15 protein-coding genes are annotated in these 16,934 nt (G+C 65.0%); 11 read left to right on the top strand and 4 right to left on the bottom strand.

Annotated elements, in window-relative coordinates:
- Positions 1–3 precede the first annotated feature (3 nt).
- The 9 genes from sucD to AC3WJU_RS17650 all read left to right on the top strand — a co-directional run bounded on the left by sucD (position 4) and on the right by AC3WJU_RS17650 (position 10,151).
- On the top strand, positions 4–906 hold the full coding sequence (gene sucD / locus AC3WJU_RS17610) for a succinate--CoA ligase subunit alpha (protein ID WP_284989645.1): 903 nt from the start codon (positions 4–6) through the stop codon (positions 904–906).
- 197 nt (positions 907–1,103) lie between these two features.
- Positions 1,104–1,508, top strand: coding sequence for a tautomerase family protein (locus tag AC3WJU_RS17615; protein ID WP_492260475.1), 405 nt, complete (start codon positions 1,104–1,106; stop codon positions 1,506–1,508).
- 209 nt (positions 1,509–1,717) lie between these two features.
- A complete protein-coding gene (iolC, locus tag AC3WJU_RS17620) occupies positions 1,718–2,743 on the top strand; it encodes a 5-dehydro-2-deoxygluconokinase (RefSeq protein ID WP_306962949.1) in 1,026 nt (341 codons plus the stop codon).
- A complete protein-coding gene (locus AC3WJU_RS17625; RefSeq protein WP_492260469.1) occupies positions 2,740–3,669 on the top strand; it encodes a Cgl0159 family (beta/alpha)8-fold protein in 930 nt (309 codons plus the stop codon). Before iolC ends, AC3WJU_RS17625 begins: the two co-directional genes overlap by 4 nt.
- 20 nt (positions 3,670–3,689) lie before the next feature.
- Positions 3,690–5,618: a 3D-(3,5/4)-trihydroxycyclohexane-1,2-dione acylhydrolase (decyclizing) gene (iolD, locus tag AC3WJU_RS17630; RefSeq protein WP_492260476.1), complete on the top strand. Its 1,929-nt coding sequence runs from the start codon at positions 3,690–3,692 to the stop codon at positions 5,616–5,618.
- A gap of 44 nt (positions 5,619–5,662) precedes the next feature.
- Positions 5,663–7,174, top strand: a complete 1,512-nt coding sequence (locus tag AC3WJU_RS17635) for a CoA-acylating methylmalonate-semialdehyde dehydrogenase (RefSeq protein ID WP_492260470.1) — start codon at positions 5,663–5,665, stop codon at positions 7,172–7,174.
- Positions 7,175–7,306: 132 nt separating this feature from the next.
- Positions 7,307–8,218, top strand: coding sequence for a sugar phosphate isomerase/epimerase family protein (locus AC3WJU_RS17640; protein WP_284989649.1), 912 nt, complete (start codon positions 7,307–7,309; stop codon positions 8,216–8,218).
- A 38-nt stretch (positions 8,219–8,256) separates the two neighbouring features.
- The gene (locus AC3WJU_RS17645) at positions 8,257–9,270 is read left to right on the top strand and encodes a Gfo/Idh/MocA family protein (RefSeq protein ID WP_307052787.1); all 1,014 of its coding nucleotides are present in this window, start codon (positions 8,257–8,259) and stop codon (positions 9,268–9,270) included.
- Between the two features lie 8 nt (positions 9,271–9,278).
- Entirely contained in the window at positions 9,279–10,151 is an 873-nt protein-coding gene (locus AC3WJU_RS17650) for a sugar phosphate isomerase/epimerase family protein (protein WP_059388172.1), read from the top strand.
- Positions 10,152–10,173: 22 nt separating this feature from the next.
- Here the strand turns inward: AC3WJU_RS17650 and AC3WJU_RS17655 are convergent, their stop codons facing one another.
- The 4 genes from AC3WJU_RS17655 to AC3WJU_RS17670 all read right to left on the bottom strand — a co-directional run bounded on the left by AC3WJU_RS17655 (position 10,174) and on the right by AC3WJU_RS17670 (position 14,568).
- Positions 10,174–11,832 (bottom strand): SulP family inorganic anion transporter, encoded by a 1,659-nt coding sequence (locus AC3WJU_RS17655; RefSeq protein ID WP_492260471.1) that lies wholly within the window; start codon positions 11,830–11,832, stop codon positions 10,174–10,176.
- Positions 11,829–12,206 carry an ArsR/SmtB family transcription factor gene (locus AC3WJU_RS17660; protein WP_059388171.1) on the bottom strand — a complete coding sequence of 126 codons (378 nt, stop codon included), beginning with the start codon at positions 12,204–12,206 and terminating at the stop codon, positions 11,829–11,831. The genes AC3WJU_RS17655 and AC3WJU_RS17660 overlap by 4 nt, the downstream gene beginning before the upstream one ends.
- Positions 12,207–12,373: 167 nt before the next feature.
- Positions 12,374–13,393, bottom strand: coding sequence for a sugar phosphate isomerase/epimerase family protein (locus tag AC3WJU_RS17665; RefSeq protein ID WP_492260472.1), 1,020 nt, complete (start codon positions 13,391–13,393; stop codon positions 12,374–12,376).
- A complete protein-coding gene (locus AC3WJU_RS17670) occupies positions 13,390–14,568 on the bottom strand; it encodes a Gfo/Idh/MocA family protein (RefSeq protein ID WP_492260473.1) in 1,179 nt (392 codons plus the stop codon). The genes AC3WJU_RS17665 and AC3WJU_RS17670 overlap by 4 nt, the downstream gene beginning before the upstream one ends.
- Positions 14,569–14,723: 155 nt before the next feature.
- Between AC3WJU_RS17670 and AC3WJU_RS17675 the strand changes: the two genes are divergently transcribed.
- Together AC3WJU_RS17675 and AC3WJU_RS17680 are read left to right on the top strand one after the other, a co-directional pair.
- Positions 14,724–15,734 carry a LacI family DNA-binding transcriptional regulator gene (locus AC3WJU_RS17675; RefSeq protein WP_492260474.1) on the top strand — a complete coding sequence of 337 codons (1,011 nt, stop codon included), beginning with the start codon at positions 14,724–14,726 and terminating at the stop codon, positions 15,732–15,734.
- A gap of 171 nt (positions 15,735–15,905) precedes the next feature.
- The gene (locus tag AC3WJU_RS17680; RefSeq protein WP_284989657.1) at positions 15,906–16,901 is read left to right on the top strand and encodes a substrate-binding domain-containing protein; all 996 of its coding nucleotides are present in this window, start codon (positions 15,906–15,908) and stop codon (positions 16,899–16,901) included.
- The last annotated feature ends 33 nt before the right edge of the window (positions 16,902–16,934 follow it).

Genomic DNA, 16,934 nt, shown 5'->3' on the forward strand with positions numbered 1-16,934 from the left:
ACTATGTCTATCTACCTCAACAAGGACTCCAAGGTCATCGTCCAGGGCATCACCGGCGGCGAAGGCACCAAGCACACCGCCCTGATGCTCAAGGCCGGCACCAACATCGTCGGCGGCGTCAACGCCCGCAAGGCCGGCACCACGGTGCTGCACGGCAACAAGGAAATCACCGTCTTCGGCACCGTCAAGGAAGCCATTGCGGAGACCGGCGCCGACGTCTCGATCGTCTTCGTTCCGCCGGCATTCACCAAGGCCGCCGTAGTTGAAGCCATCGAAGCAGGAATCGGCCTGGTTGTTGTCATCACCGAAGGCGTGCCGGTTCAGGACTCCGCCGAGTTCTGGGCACTCGCCCAGGCCACGGTGGACGCTGACGGCAAGCAGATCACCCGCATCATCGGCCCGAACTGCCCCGGCATCATCACCCCGGGCGAAGCCCTGGTTGGCATCACCCCGGCAAACATCACGGGCAAGGGCCCCATCGGCTTGGTCTCCAAGTCCGGTACCTTGACCTACCAGATGATGTACGAACTGCGTGACCTCGGTTTCTCCACCGCGATCGGCATCGGTGGCGACCCCGTCATCGGCACCACCCACATCGACGCCCTGGCGGCTTTCGAGGCTGACCCGGAGACCAAGGCAATCGTCATGATCGGCGAAATCGGTGGCGACGCCGAAGAGCGCGCAGCCGACTTCATCAAGGCAAACGTCACCAAGCCGGTTGTCGGCTACGTTGCAGGCTTCACCGCCCCCGAGGGCAAGACCATGGGCCACGCAGGCGCCATCGTCTCCGGTTCCGCGGGTACGGCACAGGCCAAGAAGGAAGCTCTCGAAGCTGCAGGCGTGAAGGTCGGCAAGACGCCGTCCGAGACCGCCAAGCTCCTCCGCGAGGTCTTCGCAGCCCTCTAGCACAACCCGCGCAGGGTTTCCGCGCGATTGAAGTACGGCGGCGCCCGTCACCTTCCACGTGAAGGTGACGGGCGCCGTCGTTGTTTAACCGTTGGGGTCCGGGCGCGTCGGTGGGGAGGGGCGTCATTGTCGCTAGAGCTTGTGGCGCGATTCGATAGTTTGTTAGTATGTCAGGACAAACTATCGAAGGAGAGCAGATGCCCCTCGTCCGCATTGACGTCAACGAAGGCCGTACGCCGGAGCAGCTCGGTGAACTCAGTAAGCGAATCCACGACGCCATCCTTGCCGAGTACGGCATCCCCGAGCGCGACTACTTCCACATCATCACCGAGCATCCCCAGGGCCAGATTGTTGCTCAGGATGCCGGACTCGGCTTCGAGCGAAGTTCCGGCGTGGTCATGATCCAGATCTTCACCCAGGGCGGTCGAAGTCGCGAAGCCAAGCAGTCCTTGTTCGCTGCCATCGCCGCCCAGCTCGGCGAGATCGGCGTCCCTGGGGAGGATGTCTTCCTGGGGTACGTCGAAAACACTGCCGATGACTGGTCCTTTGGCTTCGGCAGGGCCCAGTATGTCACCGGCGAACTTGCCGTTCCCGCGCGGTAACTCAGCGTTTTGGAGCGGATTTAGGTCCATATCACTGCGCAGTTTAGGCTATTACGTTTCGTTGTAAATATGTCAGTACAAACCTTTGACAGGACATGAATTCTGGTGCAAAGTAGTGGTTGTGGCCCCGCTCACTGCGGGCCGGCAAAAGCACTGGAGCTCTCACCGTCCCGCAAGAAGAGTTCACTACAGAAAGGTCCGCGATCACCGTGACCCACGAACTGCTCACCATCGGGCGCATCAGCGTTGATATCTACCCGAACGACATCGGTGTGGGACTGGAGGACGTGCAGTCCTTCGGCAAGTATCTGGGCGGCTCGCCGTCCAACGTGGCCGTTGCCGCCGCCCGCCACGGCCGCCGATCCGGCGTGATTACGCGCACCGGTGATGACCCTTTCGGCATTTACCTGCACCGCGAACTGCGCAAGTTCAAGGTCGACGACGTGTTCGTCACCCCGGTGCCGGGCCTTCAGACCCCGGCCACGTTCTGCGCGATCCAGCCTCCGCACGATTTCCCGCTCTACTTCTACGGCCGTTTCCCGACGGCGCCGGACCTGCAGATCAAGGCCGAGGAACTGGACCTGGAGGCCATCAAGGACGCCGGCATCTTCTGGTCCACCGTGACCGGTCTCTGCCAGGAACCGAGCCGCTCGGCCCACCTCGCGGCCCACGAAGCGCGCCCCCGCACCGGACTCAAAGAGGGCCAATACACCATCCTGGACCTGGACTACCGGCCGATGTTCTGGGCTTCCGAGGACGAGGCCCGGGCCGAGGTCGCCAAGATCCTGCCGCACGTCACGGTGGCCATCGGCAATGACAAGGAATGCGCTGTCGCCGTGGGTGAAGGAACCCCGGACGAGCAGGCTGATCGCCTCCTCGCGGCCGGCGTCGAGATCGCGGTCGTCAAGCTCGGCCCCGAAGGCGTCATGGCCAAGACCCGTACCGAACGCGTCGTTTCCGCGCCGGTCCCGGTGGAGACCGTCAACGGCCTGGGCGCGGGCGACTCCTTCGGCGGGGCCTTCTGCCACGGATTGTTGTCCGGCTGGCCTTTGGCCCAGGTCCTGGACTACGCGAACGCCGCCGGCGCGATTGTCGCCTCACGCCTCTCGTGCGCGGACGCGATGCCGACGCCGGAGGAGGTCACCTCGTTGCTCGCCGAACGCGGCCGCCTGACGCCCGCCGGCACCGACGCAGCAGCTTCCCACGCGCCAGTTTCCGAAGGAGCAACACGTTGAGCTTCAATGACGACCCCCGCCGTTACGAGCACCTGAGTGCCATCCGGCTTGAAGATCCCGACGCCGTTGCCCGCGCCGCCGCCGCACGTCGCCGCCACCCGGGGCTGAAGTACGGGACCCAGAACTTCATCGTCGCGGCCGACCACCCGGCCCGCGGCGCGCTGAGCGTCGGCTCGGATCCGACAGCGATGGCTGACCGCCGGACTCTGCTGGACCGCTTGCAGATCGCTTTGGCGAATCCCGCCGTCGACGGTGTGCTCGCGAGCCCGGACATCATGGACGACCTGCTCCTGCTGGGGGCACTTGAGGGCAAGCTTGTCTTCGGTTCGATGAACCGCGGCGGCCTCGCGGGGCTGGTCAACGAGATCGACGACCGTTTCACGGGTCACACCGCAGCCGCCCTGGACGCCCTGGGCGCCGACGGCGGAAAGATGCTCACCCGGATCTGCCTCGGGGACCCGGACACCGCCAACATCCTGGAAGCCACGGCCAAGGCGGTGGACTCCCTTGCGGCGCGCAAGCTGATCGCCATGGTGGAGCCTTTCCTGTCTGTCCGCGAGGCGAACGGCAGGGTCCGCAACGACCTTTCCCCGGATGCCGTGATCAAGTCGATCGCGATTGCCGAAGGCCTGGGTTCCACGAGCGCCTACACGTGGATGAAGCTGCCTGTCGTGGCGGAGATGGAACGGGTCATGGCGGCCACCACGCTGCCCACGGTCCTGTTGGGTGGGGATCCGGATGCGGGCCAGGACGAGGTCTTCGCGAGCTGGCAGGCCGCCCTTGCCCTGCCGGGGGTCCAGGGATTGACTGTGGGACGGACCCTTTTGTATCCGGCCGACGGGGACGTGGCCGGGGCCGTTGCCACCGCCGCCTCGCTCTTGAAGACGCCAGCGCTGCTGAAGACACCTGCGAAAGTATCGGAGTAAGAGTAATGTCAACGCGCAGAATGACGGTCGCCCAGGCGGTTGTCGAGTTCCTGTCCAAGCAGTACACGGTGGACACCGTCGGCGGGAGCGAGTACCGGGAACGCCTGATCCCGGGCACCTTCGGGATCTTCGGACACGGCAACGTCGCCGGTGTGGGGCAGGCCCTCAAGCAGTACCAGCAGCTCGATCCGAGCATCATGCCGTATTACCAGGGCCGCAACGAGCAGGCCCAGGCGCACCAGGCTGTCGGCTATGCCCGGCATACCCGCCGCCGCCAGACGTTCGCGATCAGCACTTCGATCGGCCCGGGTTCCTCGAACCTCTTGACCGGCGCGGCGCTGGCCACCACCAACCGGCTGCCTGTCCTGCTGCTGCCGTCCGACACCTTCGCCACCCGGGCCGCGGATCCCGTGCTGCAGCAGCTCGAGCTGCCGTACGCCTACGACATCACGGTCAATGACGCCTTCCGTCCGCTGTCCAAGTTCTTCGACCGGGTGTCCCGGCCCGAGCAGCTGTTCTCGGCCTTCCACCACGGCCTGCGCGTCCTGACGGACCCGGCCGAGACCGGTGCCGTGACCATTTCCCTGCCCCAGGACGTCCAGGCCGAAGCCTTGGATGTCCCGGAGGAGTTCCTGGCCGAGCGCGAGTGGCGGATCCGCCGCCCCGAGGCCGACGACGACGACATCCGCCGCGCCGCCGAGGCCATCCGCGCCGCGAAGCGCCCCCTCATCATCGCCGGCGGCGGCGTCCTCTACGCCTTCGCCAACGAGGAACTCGCCACGTTCGCCGAAATGACGGGCATCCCGGTAGGCAACACCCAGGCCGGCGTCGGCGTCCTGCCCTGGGACCACAAGTTCTCCCTCGGAGCCATCGGCTCCACGGGCACGACGGCGGCGAACGCCCTAGCTGCCGAGGCTGACTTGATCATCGGCATCGGTACCCGTTACGAGGACTTCACGACGGCGTCGCGCACTGCTTTCCAGAACCCCGACGTGAAGTTCGTCAACATCAACGTGGCCGCGATCGACGCGTACAAGCACGGCACCGTACTGCCGATCGTCGCCGATGCCCGCAAGGCCCTCGTCAAGCTCAACGCAGCCCTCGGCGGCTACCGTGTCGGCGCGGACCTCGAGCAAACGATCGCGGCCGAGAAGAAGCGCTGGAACGGCATCGTGGATGAAGCCTTCGATACCCGGCACACCCCGCTGCCGGCCCAGAACGAGATCATCGGCGCCACCAACCGGGCCATGGATGAGCAGGACGTCGTCATCTGCGCCGCCGGCTCCCTGCCGGGCGACCTGCACAAGATGTGGCGTGTCCGGGATCCGTTCGGCTACCACGTCGAATATGCCTACTCGTGCATGGGTTACGAGATCCCCGGCGGCTTGGGCGTCAAGCGCGCGGCCCTGGCCGAGGCCGCTGCAGACGGCAAGGATCGCGACGTCGTGGTCATGGTGGGGGACGGCTCCTACCTGATGATGCACACCGAACTGGTCACCGCCGTCGCCGAACGCATCAAACTGATCGTGGTCCTGATCCAGAACCACGGCTACGCCTCGATCGGCTCGCTTTCCGAGTCGCTGGGCTCGCAGCGCTTCGGCACCCAGTACCGCGTCCTGGACAAGGAACAACACTCCTTCGACGCCGGCGAGAACCTGCCCATCGACCTGGCCCTCAACGCCGAGTCCCTCGGCGCAAAAGTCATCCGGATCGAACCGGGGGAGAAGGTCATCGCCGAACTCGAACAAGCTATCCGCGACGCGAAAGCAGCACCGGAAGACAGCGGACCGATCGTCATCCACGTCGAATCGGACCCCCTGCTGGACGCCCCGAGCTCCGAATCCTGGTGGGACGTTCCCGTTTCGCAGGTCTCCGAACTCGAATCCACCCAGCAGGCCTACCAGACGTACACAGACCACAAGAACCGCCAGCGCAAGCTGCTCGGCTAGACCCCCTCAAGCTCTCTTCAAGCACCAGACAAGGAAGTCCGCACATGTCGACGACGACCACACTGACCACCATCAAGCATTTCATCAACGGTGTAGAAACCGCCGGCGAAGGCGACCGGAGCCAGCCGGTCTACAACCCGGCCACCGGGGCCGTGACCGCTCAGCTGCGGCTCGCGAACCGGGCGGACCTGGACGCCACCGTTGCCGCAGCCAAGGCCGCGGCCGAGAAGTGGGGCGATTTCTCCCTGGCCAAGCGCACGGCCGTGCTGTTCACGTTCCGCGAACTCGTCGCTGCCCACGTGGACGAGCTCGCCGCCCTGGTCACGGCCGAGCATGGCAAGGTCATCTCCGACGCGAAGGGCGAGATCGGCCGGGGCCTCGAAGTGATCGAGTTCGCCTGCGGTATCCCGACCCTGCTCAAGGGCGACTACTCGGACCAGGTCTCCACCGGCATCGACGTGTTCTCCTTCCGCGAGCCCCTCGGCGTCGTCGCCGGCATCACCCCGTTCAACTTCCCCGTCATGGTGCCGCTCTGGATGGCGCCGATGGCGATCGCCACCGGCAACGCCTTCATCCTCAAGCCCTCGGAGCGGGATCCCTCCGCCTCGATGCTGCTGGCGAAGCTGTGGAAGCAGGCCGGGCTGCCCGACGGTGTGTTCCAGGTCCTGCACGGGGACAAGGAAACCGTCGACGGGCTGCTGACCCACCCGGACGTGGACGGGATCTCCTTCGTCGGCTCCACCCCGATCGCGAAGTACGTCCACGAAACCGCCACCAAGCATGGCAAGCGGGTCCAGGCCCTGGGCGGGGCGAAGAACCACGCGATCATCATGCCCGACGCCGACCTGGACAACGCTGCGGACCATCTGGCCGCGGCCGCGTTCGGGTCCGCCGGGGAACGCTGCATGGCCATCTCGGTCGCGGTCGCCGTCGGGGACGCCGCGGAGCTGCTGGTCAAGAAGGTCGAAGAACGTGCGCTGGCCGTGAAGGTCAAGAACGGCACCGAGTCCGACGCCGAGATGGGCCCGGTCATCACCCCGGCTTCCAAGGAACGCATCGTGCGGATCGTCACCGAAGCCGAAGCCGCGGGCGCGGCGATGGTCGTGGACGGCCGCGATTTGGTGGTCCCCGGCCACGAAGAAGGCTTCTGGGTCGGCCCCACCGTGATCGACCACGTCACGGCCGAAATGACCGCCTACACCGAGGAAATCTTCGGACCCGTCCTCGTCGTCGTCCGCGTCGAGGACCTCGATGAAGGCATCAAGCTGATCAACTCCAACCCCTACGGCAACGGCACCGCGATCTTCACCTCCTCCGGCGCCAACGCCCGCAAGTTCCAGCGCTCCGTCACCGTGGGCATGGTCGGCATCAACGTGCCCCTGCCGGTACCCGTGGCCTACCACTCCTTCGGCGGCTGGAAAGCCTCGCTCTTCGGCGACAAGCACATCTACGGCCCCGAAGGCGTCTCCTTCTACACCCGCGGCAAGGTCATCACCTCGCGCTGGCCCGAACCCACCCACGCCTCCGGCGCCTCCTACAACTTCCCCTCCAACTAGTCGCCACCCGCTGACCTCTCCCACCCAACTGACTCGCAATAGATGTCGTTTTGGGCCCTCATAACGACAACAAATGCGAGTTAGTTGGGCTGCGGCTCCCGGTGGGGAGCAATCAACGTTAAGGATTGAGCAATGACAGAGAACAAACTCATCATCGGCACGGCCCCGGACTCCTGGGGCGTCTGGTTCGCGGATGACCCCAAGCAGACCCCGTGGGAACGCTTCCTGGACGAAGTGGCTGAGTCCGGCTACAAGTGGATCGAGCTGGGCCCCTACGGATACTTGCCGAACGACCCTGCCCGCCTCGCCGAGGAGCTCAAGCAGCGTGACCTCAAGGTCACGGCGGGAACGGTCTTTACGGCCTTCCATCGCGGTGCCGCACAGTACGAGGAAGCCTGGGAGCCGGCACGCAAGGTGGCTGAGCTGACTGCAGCCATGGGCGGCGAACACATCGTGGTCATTCCGGCGATGTGGCGCGACGACGTCACCGGCGAGGCCGTGGAGAGCGGGGAGCTGTCCCAGGATCAGTGGAACGATCTGTTCGCCGGCCACAACCGCATGGGCAAGGTGTTGCTGGAAGACTTCGGCCTCAAGCAGCAATTCCACTCCCACGCAGATTCCCACGTCGGCGCCCAGTCGGATATCGAGCACCTGCTCGCCGAGACCGATCCCCAGTACCTGAACCTGTGCCTGGACACCGGGCACGCGGAATACTGCGGAGCCTCCAGCCTGGAACTGATCAAGAATTACCCGGACCGCATCGGCTACTTGCACCTGAAGCAGATCAACCCGGATGTCCTGAAGAAGGTCAATGAGGAAAACATGACCTGGGCGGCAGCCAACCTGGCCGGCGTCATGACCGAACCGCCGAACGGACTGCCGGATCTTCGCGCCGTCATCGAAGCCGTTGAAGGACTTAACCGCCCGATCTTTGGCATTGTGGAACAGGACATGTACCCCGTGGCCTTCGACGTACCCATGCCCATCGCCAAGCGCACCCGCAACTACCTGCTCTCGTGCGGCTCCCGCACGGTTGTCAACTAACGCTGCCTCTCAAGCACAAACAACCAAGGACAGAAACAATGACTGACATTCTCCGCGTGGCCGTCATCGGCGCAGGCCGCATGGGCGCCGACCACATCAAGCGGCTCAGCACCCGCATCCACGGCGCCGAGGTGGCCGCCGTCGTCGACGTCGACCTCGCCCGTGCGCAGGCCGCCATCGCAGGGATCGACGGCGCCGTCGCCCTCGCCAGCGCCGATGAGGCCCTCAACAACGGCGACGTCAACGCCGTGCTGATCGCGACGCCCGGTTTCCTGCACGAGGAAATCCTGTACAAGGCACTGGAGAAGGACTTCCCGATCCTCTGCGAGAAGCCGCTCACCCCGGATGCCGAGAGCGCGTGGAAGGTTGTCCAGGCCGAAACGGCAACCGGCCACAAGCGCATCCAGGTGGGCTTCATGCGCCGCTTCGACGCCGAATACGCCGCCTTGGGTTCCGTGATCCGCGATCGTGAACTCGGCGAGCTGCTCATGCTCCACCACCAGCACCGCAACCCGGACACTCCTCAGGGCTTCACCAACGAGATGCTCATCAACGACTCCGTGGTCCACGAATTCGATGCCATCCGCTTCTTCACCGGTGAGGAAATCACCTCCGTGCAGGTCCGCCTGGGCAAGGCGACGCGCAACGCCCCGAACGGCCAGCACGATCCCCAGCACGTCCTGATCGAGACCGAGTCCGGCGTCCTGGCCGACGTCGAAATCTATGTGAACGCGAAGTTCGGCTACGAAGTGGCCACCCAGGCCTCCTTCGAGGACGGCATCGTGAGCATCGGTGGCGACGGCGGTCCTTACGTCCGCAGCGCGGGCCGCTGGGGCGGCAAGGTCACGCCCGGCTTCGAAGAGCGCTTCGGTGCCGCGTACGACGTCGAGGTCCAGGCTTGGGTTGACGCCGCCCGCCGCGGCGAAATCGGCGGCCCCACCGCCTGGGACGGCTATGCCACCGCTGCGTGCTGCGAAGCCGGCGTTGAGGCCCAGAAGTCGGGCGAGAAGGTCGCGGTACAGCTCAACACCAAGCCTGAGCTGTACAAGTAGGAGTGGCCATGAAGATTGCCCTCGATCCCACCCCGTTCCACCACAGCCACGGCCTGCTGGAGTTTCCGCGGCTGGCCGCCGATCTCGGGTATAAATACCTCCAGCTGACCCCGCACGCGGACTTCATCCCGTTCTTCAACCACCCGAAGGCCGACGACGAATTGGTCGGCCAGCTGAAGAAAGCCTGCAAGGACGCCGACGTCGAGATCGCCTCGGTGCTCCCGGTGCTGCGCTGGTCCGGACCGGACGAAGACGCCCGTGAGGCCGCTGTCCGTTACTGGAAGCGCGCCATCCAGATCACGGTCGATCTTGGCGTGCAGACGATGAATACCGAATTCAGCGGCCGCCCGGAAAAGGCGGAGGAGTCCGAAAGGGCCTTCTACCGTTCCATGGAAGAGCTGCTGCCGATTATCGAGCGCGAAGGCCTGGACGTCCTCATCGACCCGCACCCGGACGACTTCGTGGAGGACGGACTCGCCGCGCTGCGTGTCATCCGTGGCGTGAATTCGCCCAACATCGGCATGGTCTACGTTGCCTCCCACACGTTTCACATGGGCAACAAGCCGCTCGACATCATGCGGGCCGCGGGGGACAAGCTGCGCTTGGTCCACGTGTCCGACACCATGGACCACCACGCCTCCCACGGGCTGCGCTACATCACCAACCCGCCGGGAAACGCCGTGCGCGTCCACCAGCACCTCAAGATCGGCGACGGCGACGTCAACTGGGACGAGTTCTTCGGCGGACTCAAGGAAATCGGCTTCCTGGACAAGGACAACACCGTCATGGTGTCCAGCGTCTTCGCCGAGGACGACAACGCCAACGAGGTGTCCCGCTACCAGCTGGAAACCATGGGCAAATACATCGCGAAGGTCCAATAAGGGCGGCCGCGGCTGGACCGGTTTACGGGGTCTTGCCGGGGTTGCGTGCGCTGGCGGCGCGGGCGACGTGGCTTCGGGCGTGTTCGACGGCTGGGCCCAGTTCGGTGAAGAGGTGTTTGTGGTGGCGAAGGGAGTCCAGGACCCCCACCTGGGTGACGAGCCGAAGGTGGCGTTCCTGGATCCCTTTGATCAGCACGGTGATTCCGCGGCGTTCCAGGGCCTGGACGATGTCTGTGATGGTTCTGGCACCGGTTGCGTCCAGGATCTGCAGCTGCGACATGCGGATGATCACGACGTCGACGTTCCGGATGGCGCTGACCCGCTCCAGGACGCGCTCGGCAGCGGCGAAGAATAGTGCCCCGTCGAGCCGGAACACGGCGATGTGCTCGTCCCCTTCGTGGACCGGGCCGGGGATTTCTTCCCGGTGCACACCGCTGGACCGGACCAAAGCACGCAAGGCGAAGAATGCAGCGACGGCGATCCCGATCTCCACGGCCTCGATCAGGTCGAAGGAAACGGTGATCAGTGCGGTGACGAAGAACACGACCGTGTCGGCGCGGGTCGATCCGATCACGCTGCGCAGCGTCTTGAGGGAGACCATGCGAGTCGCGGTGACCATCAGGACCCCGGCCAAGGCAGCAAGGGGGATGCGGGAAACCGGGCCGGTGGCCAGGTACACCACGGCAAGCAGGACCAGCGCATGGGTAATGGCGGCAAGGCGTGTCCGGCCCCCGGAACGAATGTTGACCGCTGTGCGGGCGATGGCACCAGTGGCCGGCATGCCGCCGAAGAATCCGGACGCGACGGACGCGAGGCCCTGGCCCAGGAGCTCACGGTCCGCGTCATAGGGGCCGGTATCGGAGATCGACGCCCCGACCCGTGCCGAGAGCAGCGACTCGATCGCGGCCAGGGCCGCGATCGTAGCCGCCGACTCGGCCAGCGCGGTGATCGTCGCCAGGTCCAGGGAGGGGATCATCGGCGCCGGCAGGGAATCTGGCAGCGCACCGATCCGGGTCACAGGCAGGTCGAGGAACTGCGCGGCCACAGTGGCAATGATGATCGCGATGAGCGAGCCCGGGATCCGGGGGTGGATCCGCGGTGACGCAATCATGATCACCGCCACCAGAGCCACCAGGGCAGCCGGGGCAAGAACCGAGGCAGGGGACACGGTGCCGATGGCCTGGGCGGCAGAGATGACGGCGTTGCTGCTGGGGCCCGGCTTGGTGCCGAACGCGGCAGGGACCTGCTGCAGGAAAATGATTACCGCGATTCCGACGGTGAAGCCCTCGATCACCGGCCAGGGCAGGAGCGTCACGACCCGCCCGAGTTTGAGTAGCCCCGCGGCCACCACTATCACCCCGGCAAGGACCGAGACCGCGGCCAGCGCCCCGAGCCCGTGGGCGGCGATGACCGGGCCCAGAACCACGACCATGGCGCCGGTGGGTCCGGAGACCTGGATGTTGGAACCACCGAAGACGGCCGCGATCACGCCGGCGATCACCGCGGTGATCAATCCGCTGGCCGCACCCGCGCCGGAGCTGACACCGAATGCCAGGGCCAGCGGCAGTGCGACAATGCCGACCGTGACCCCGGCAACCAAGTCTCCTTTCCAGGTACGCGGCAACAGCGTGTAATCCTGCCGCCCGGGAAGCAAAGCCCGGACCGCCACCAGGGCCTTCACCGGGTGCTGGCTGCGGCTGACGCGGATGCAGCCGCCTCTGAGGACTCAAGCTGCGCCCGGGTGGTGTGCAGAATGTCGTTGAGCAGCAGTCTGGCCACGGAGAGGAGTTCTGCAACCTGCGGGTAAGCGAGGGTGTAGAACATCTGCAGTGCCCGTCGTTCTCCCTTGACCAGGTGATATCGGCGCAGCACTGACAGATGCTGGGACAGGTGCGAGGCCTCCAGGCCCGTTGCGGCCAGAAGCTCTGTCACCGACACTTCGGGCGCGGCCGACAGCAGCTCCAGTACCCGGATCCTGACCGGGTGGGCCAGCCCCTTGAACAGATTGGCCTTCACCTCGTATAGCGGTGCCCGGAAATCCGCGAACTCTTCCATGATTGCCTTCCTGGCCCACACCACGAGTCTTTGCTTGACTATTTTATGGATTCATCATCCAGTGTAACAAGGGTGGGAATAGAGAGCCCTGCAGGCCAACACAAGAGGGCCCCATCTCGGATGAGGCCCTCCTCTGTGGTTCGGTGAACCGGCTAGCGAGGAACCCCCTACGCCGTCACCTTCAGCGACGCTTCCAGCGCTGCGTCGGCATCCCGCAGGACCTTGGCTGCCACTTCGAGTCCTTCGATCCGGCCGAGGGAAGTGTCTTCGTGCTCGATGTTGACAAGCATGTTCGGGTCCACTTCATAGAGGGCACGCAGGAACTCGGTCCAGTAGGCGGTGTCGTGCCCGCGGCCGAGGGCAACGAAGTCCCACGCGGAGTTCTTGGGCCACTCGTTGGCCCATTCGTCGCCGCCGAGGTTGGTGCGGCTTTCCTCCGGGGAGAGCCGGCGGAAGCTGTTGTCGAGCACCCCGTAGAGGGCTGCGTTCGCGGTGTTGATGCGCACGTCTTTCGCGGCTGCCTGGAAGACCAGGGGTCCGAGTTCGCGGACCACGGCTACTGGATCCATCTGCTGCCAGAACAGGTGCGAGGCATCCAGTTCGACGCCGACGTGGGTGGCGCCCGTGAGTTCGATGAGCTTGTGGACATCTGCGGTGTTGAACACGATGTTCTGCGGGTGCAGCTCGAGGGCCACCTTGACGCCATGGTCCGCGGCCAGTCGGTCTGTCTCGCGCCAGAACTTCGCCGCGACGTCCCACTGGTAGTCCAGTACATCCAAGGCCGCCGAGTTCCAGGCATTGACCACCCAGTTCACTGTGGTGGCTCCCGGCTCGCCCCCGGGCAGGCCGGACATGGTCACTACCCGGTTCTGGCCGAGGCGCTCTGCAAGCCGGATGGAACGGCGGATGTCCTCGGCATGCTTCTCGCCGATCTCGCGCTTGGGGTGCAAGGGGTTGCCGTTGCAGTTCAGTCCTGCGATCGCGACGCCGGTCCCCTCGAAGATCGCGAGGTAGTCGTCGCGGGCGGCATCCGAGACAAGAATGTCGTCGAAGGTGGGGACGTGGACCGCGGGGAGGAAGCCGCCGGTGTTGATCTCGATGCCCGTCAGACCCAGGTCCGCGATGACCTTCAAGGCCTCGGGAAGCGGCCTGTCGTGCAGGATTGCGTTGTAGACGCCGAGTTTCATAGCGTGATGGTCTTTCCGTTGTTGAGTGCGGATTCGGTGACGGCGCCGAGCAGTTCCATGTTGCGGACGCCTTCGTCGAACGTGGCGCAGCGGGGGAGTGACTCGGATTCCGGAAGTCCGGCGACCTCCTCGAGGAACGCCCGGGCCTGGTAACCGAAGGCGTCGTTCTGCCCGAAGCCCACTTCGGGGGCGTCCATGGCGAGGCCGCCGGCGATGTAGGGGTGGCCCGGGCCGAGGATGACCTGGCGGTAGCCGCTCTCGTTGCCGGAGCCATCGTTGAGGAAGAGCTGGATTTCGGAGGGGCGGCGCTGGTCGAACTTCGCCGCACCGTTTTCGCAGAACACTTCGAAGTTGAGGCTGTTGGCGTGGCCGGCTGCAACGCGGGACACTTCGAAGCTGCCCGCGCCGTTCTCGAATGCTGCGTTGAAAGCAGCGTAGTCGTCGTTCTCTACGGCCTCGAAGATGTCGCTGACAGCGGCGTGGTCGTGGCCCATGACCGCGCCAAGGGGCACAGGGCGCTTGTCGATGACGGTGCTCAGGCGACCGCCGCTGATGGACGTGATGTCGCCGCACAGGAACTCGGAGACGTAGGCCAGGTGGCTTCCGACGTCGGCCAGCGCACCGGAGCCGGGACCCCCCTTGTAGCGCCAGCTCATGGGAGCGGAAGGGCTGAAGCCGTAGTCGGTCCAGTAGCGGCCGCTGAAGTGCAGCACCTTGCCGAGGACGCCGGTGCGGATCAAGTCGCGGATGTAGGCGATGCCCGGTGTGCGGCGGAACGTGAAGCCGATGCGCGCGATGCTGGAAGCGTTGCGGGCTGCGTCCGCCATGGCCCGGGCGTCCTCGATCGAGTCGCTCAGCGGCTTCTCGCAGAGGACGTGCTTCCCTGCGGCCAGGAGTCCCTCGACCACCTCGCGGTGAAGGGAATTCGCGATGACGACACTCACGACGTCGATATCGTCCGCTTCCGCGATCGCCTGCCATGAGGTGTCATTGCGTTCGTAGCCGAAACGCCGGGCAGCGAGGGACCCGAACTCCGGGTTCACGTCGCCGATCGACACGAGGCGCACCGGCGGAAGCACGGGGCTGTAAAGGGCAGACGCTGTGCGGTAGGCCGCCGCGTGTGCCTTGCCGGCCATTCCTGCGCCGATGACGGCGACCCCTAGGCTCTCAGCCATTGATTTCTCCTTCGAAATTCAGCCTGGGTGTCGAGCACACCGGGGCATTTTGGAGCGCTACAATTTAGCACTGGACTTACAGCGTAATCATGTGAGTATGTCCTGTCAATGTCTTGCGAATACCCTTGACAGCAAAGGAGAAAGGTTCCCGAACCATGAGTGCCAGCAGTCCAAAAACCCGCCGCCCCACCATCTACGACGTTGCCAAGCTAGCCGGCGTCTCGCCGTCGTTGGTGTCCTTGGTCCTCCAAGCGCCGGCGAGGGTCAGCGACAAGCGCCGCGAAGCCGTCCAGGCCGCAATATCGGAGTTGGGCTACCGGCCCAGCCGGGCCGCGACCACCCTGGCGAGCAATCGGACGAAGAGCATCGGCCTGGTGATCGACGACTACCGGAACCTCTGGTTCGTGGACCTGCTGAGGGGCATGGAATCCGTCCTCTCCGATCGCGGATACCACGTCATGCTGGCCGACTCCCGGCCTGGCGAGCACCGCATCAAAGAAGCCACGGACGGCCTCCTCGCCATGCACATTGATGCCCTGGTGATCGCGGCGGAACCGAGCGAGCCTATGCTGGCGCGGACATGGGTACCCACGGTGGTGGCCGGATGGCGCATGGGGGTGCCGAGCGGCGCCGACCTCATTACCAACGACGACGACGCCGGAGGCGGCCTGGCCGCGAGCCACTTGCTGGAGCTGGGCCATACCCGCATCGGCCATCTCTCAGGGTCCGACGGCGCGTCAGCCCATCGGCGTGCCGGTTTCCGACGGCAGATCCAGTCGGCCGGCGTCGAACTCCTGATTGCCGAGTCCCAAGGTACTTCGGAGGAGGACGGCTACGCCGCGGCTTCTTGGCTGCTGGACCACCACCCGGACACGACGGCGATCTTCGCGGCCAACGACACCATGGCCGTAGGCGCCTTTGCCGTCCTCAAGGCCAGGGGCCTTCGCGTGCCCAACGACATTTCTGTGATCGGCTACGACAATTCCCCGCTGGCAAAGTCGAGGTACTTGGACATCACTTCCGTCGACAACCGAAGCGACCTTGTCGGGGTTGATGTTGCGCACAGGCTGCTCGCCAGGATTCAGGATCCGGCCCTCAGGCCCCAGCAGACCTTGATCGATCCCGTCCTGGTGGTGCGAAGCACCACGTCTCGGCCCGCCCCGTAGCCCCGATCTGAACGGTGTTCCCCGCGAGATCACGTGACCATCTCACGTAAAAACATCCTAATGTCAGGACAAAGTATTGACATCTGTGAGGCGAGTCACCATGATCTGTGTAGAGGGCTTTGAGCTCCTGCAGAGTGGCAGGGCCACAACCCCAATCAAAGGAGATAAATCGTGAAGAAGTTTTCCTGGCGGAAGGCGGCACTCGTTGCGGCCGTCGTTCCGATGATGGCTCTAAGCGCTTGTTCCAGCACGGGCGGGAAGCCAGCTGACAGCGGTAACGCCGCCGGCGGCGGTCAAGCCGTCAGCACTCCGCGTATGAAAGTCGCCCTCATCACCCACGCGGCGGCAGGCGATACATTCTGGGATATCGTCCGTAAGGGCGCTGAGGAAGCGTCCGCGAAGGACAATGTTGACCTCCTGTACACAAGCGACCCCGAAGCTGGCCGCCAGGCCCAGCTCGTGCAGCAGGCTATCGACCAAAAGGTTGACGGCATAGCCGTCACGCTCGCCACGCCGGATGCCCTCAAGGACGTCCTTAAGAAAGCAACCGATGCCGGTATCCCCGTAGTGAGCCTCAACGCCGGTGAAGGCGTCTCGGCACAGCTCGGCGCGTTCACCCACTTCGGCTCGAACGAGAAGCTCGCTGGCGAGGCCGTCGGAACCAAGCTTGCATCGCAAGGCTTCAAGCACCCGGTCTGCGTGATCCAGCAGCAAGGCCACGTTGGCCTTGAGGCACGGTGTGCCGGTGTCAAGGCGAAAGTGCCTGGAACGGAAATCCTTTACGTCGATGGCAAGGACATGACTGCGGTCCAGTCCACCGCTACTGCGAAGCTCCAGGCAGCCAAGGATGCAGATGTCATCATCGGCTTGGGCGCGCCGATCACCCTCACGCTCCTCAAGTCCGTCACGGACGCCAGCAGCTCTGCAAAGGTGGCCAGCTTCGACCTGAACGCGGACCTCGCCCAGAAAATCGTGGACGGCTCTGTGATCTTCACCGTGGACCAGCAGCCGTGGCTCCAGGGCTACATGTCCGTTGACTCCCTGTGGCAGGCCAAGCGCGGCGGCTTCAAGCTCGGCGGCGGCCAGCCCGTTCTGACCGGTCCCACCATCGTGGACAAGTCCAACGCTTCCGACGTCCTCAAATTCGCCCAGCAGGGCGTCCGCTAGATCCAGGATTCTGGCCGCGCGGCGGGTGACCGC

This window comes from Arthrobacter sp. FW306-1B-F12A, from assembly GCF_058781865.1.

Excerpts from the sequence above, each read along its gene's own strand:
- AC3WJU_RS17650 (WP_059388172.1), top strand. The coding sequence starts at position 9,279 with ATGAAGATTGCCCTCGATCCCACCCCGTTCCACCACAGCCACGGCCTG.
- AC3WJU_RS17645 (WP_307052787.1), top strand. The coding sequence starts at position 8,257 with ATGACTGACATTCTCCGCGTGGCCGTCATCGGCGCAGGCCGCATGGGC.
- AC3WJU_RS17670 (WP_492260473.1), bottom strand. The coding sequence starts at position 14,568 with ATGGCTGAGAGCCTAGGGGTCGCCGTCATCGGCGCAGGAATGGCCGGC.
- AC3WJU_RS17660 (WP_059388171.1), bottom strand. The coding sequence starts at position 12,206 with ATGGAAGAGTTCGCGGATTTCCGGGCACCGCTATACGAGGTGAAGGCC.
- AC3WJU_RS17615 (WP_492260475.1), top strand. The coding sequence starts at position 1,104 with ATGCCCCTCGTCCGCATTGACGTCAACGAAGGCCGTACGCCGGAGCAG.
- AC3WJU_RS17635 (WP_492260470.1), top strand. The coding sequence starts at position 5,663 with ATGTCGACGACGACCACACTGACCACCATCAAGCATTTCATCAACGGT.
- AC3WJU_RS17665 (WP_492260472.1), bottom strand. The coding sequence starts at position 13,393 with ATGAAACTCGGCGTCTACAACGCAATCCTGCACGACAGGCCGCTTCCC.
- AC3WJU_RS17640 (WP_284989649.1), top strand. The coding sequence starts at position 7,307 with ATGACAGAGAACAAACTCATCATCGGCACGGCCCCGGACTCCTGGGGC.
- sucD (WP_284989645.1), top strand. The coding sequence starts at position 4 with ATGTCTATCTACCTCAACAAGGACTCCAAGGTCATCGTCCAGGGCATC.
- AC3WJU_RS17675 (WP_492260474.1), top strand. The coding sequence starts at position 14,724 with ATGAGTGCCAGCAGTCCAAAAACCCGCCGCCCCACCATCTACGACGTT.
- iolD (WP_492260476.1), top strand. The coding sequence starts at position 3,690 with ATGACGGTCGCCCAGGCGGTTGTCGAGTTCCTGTCCAAGCAGTACACG.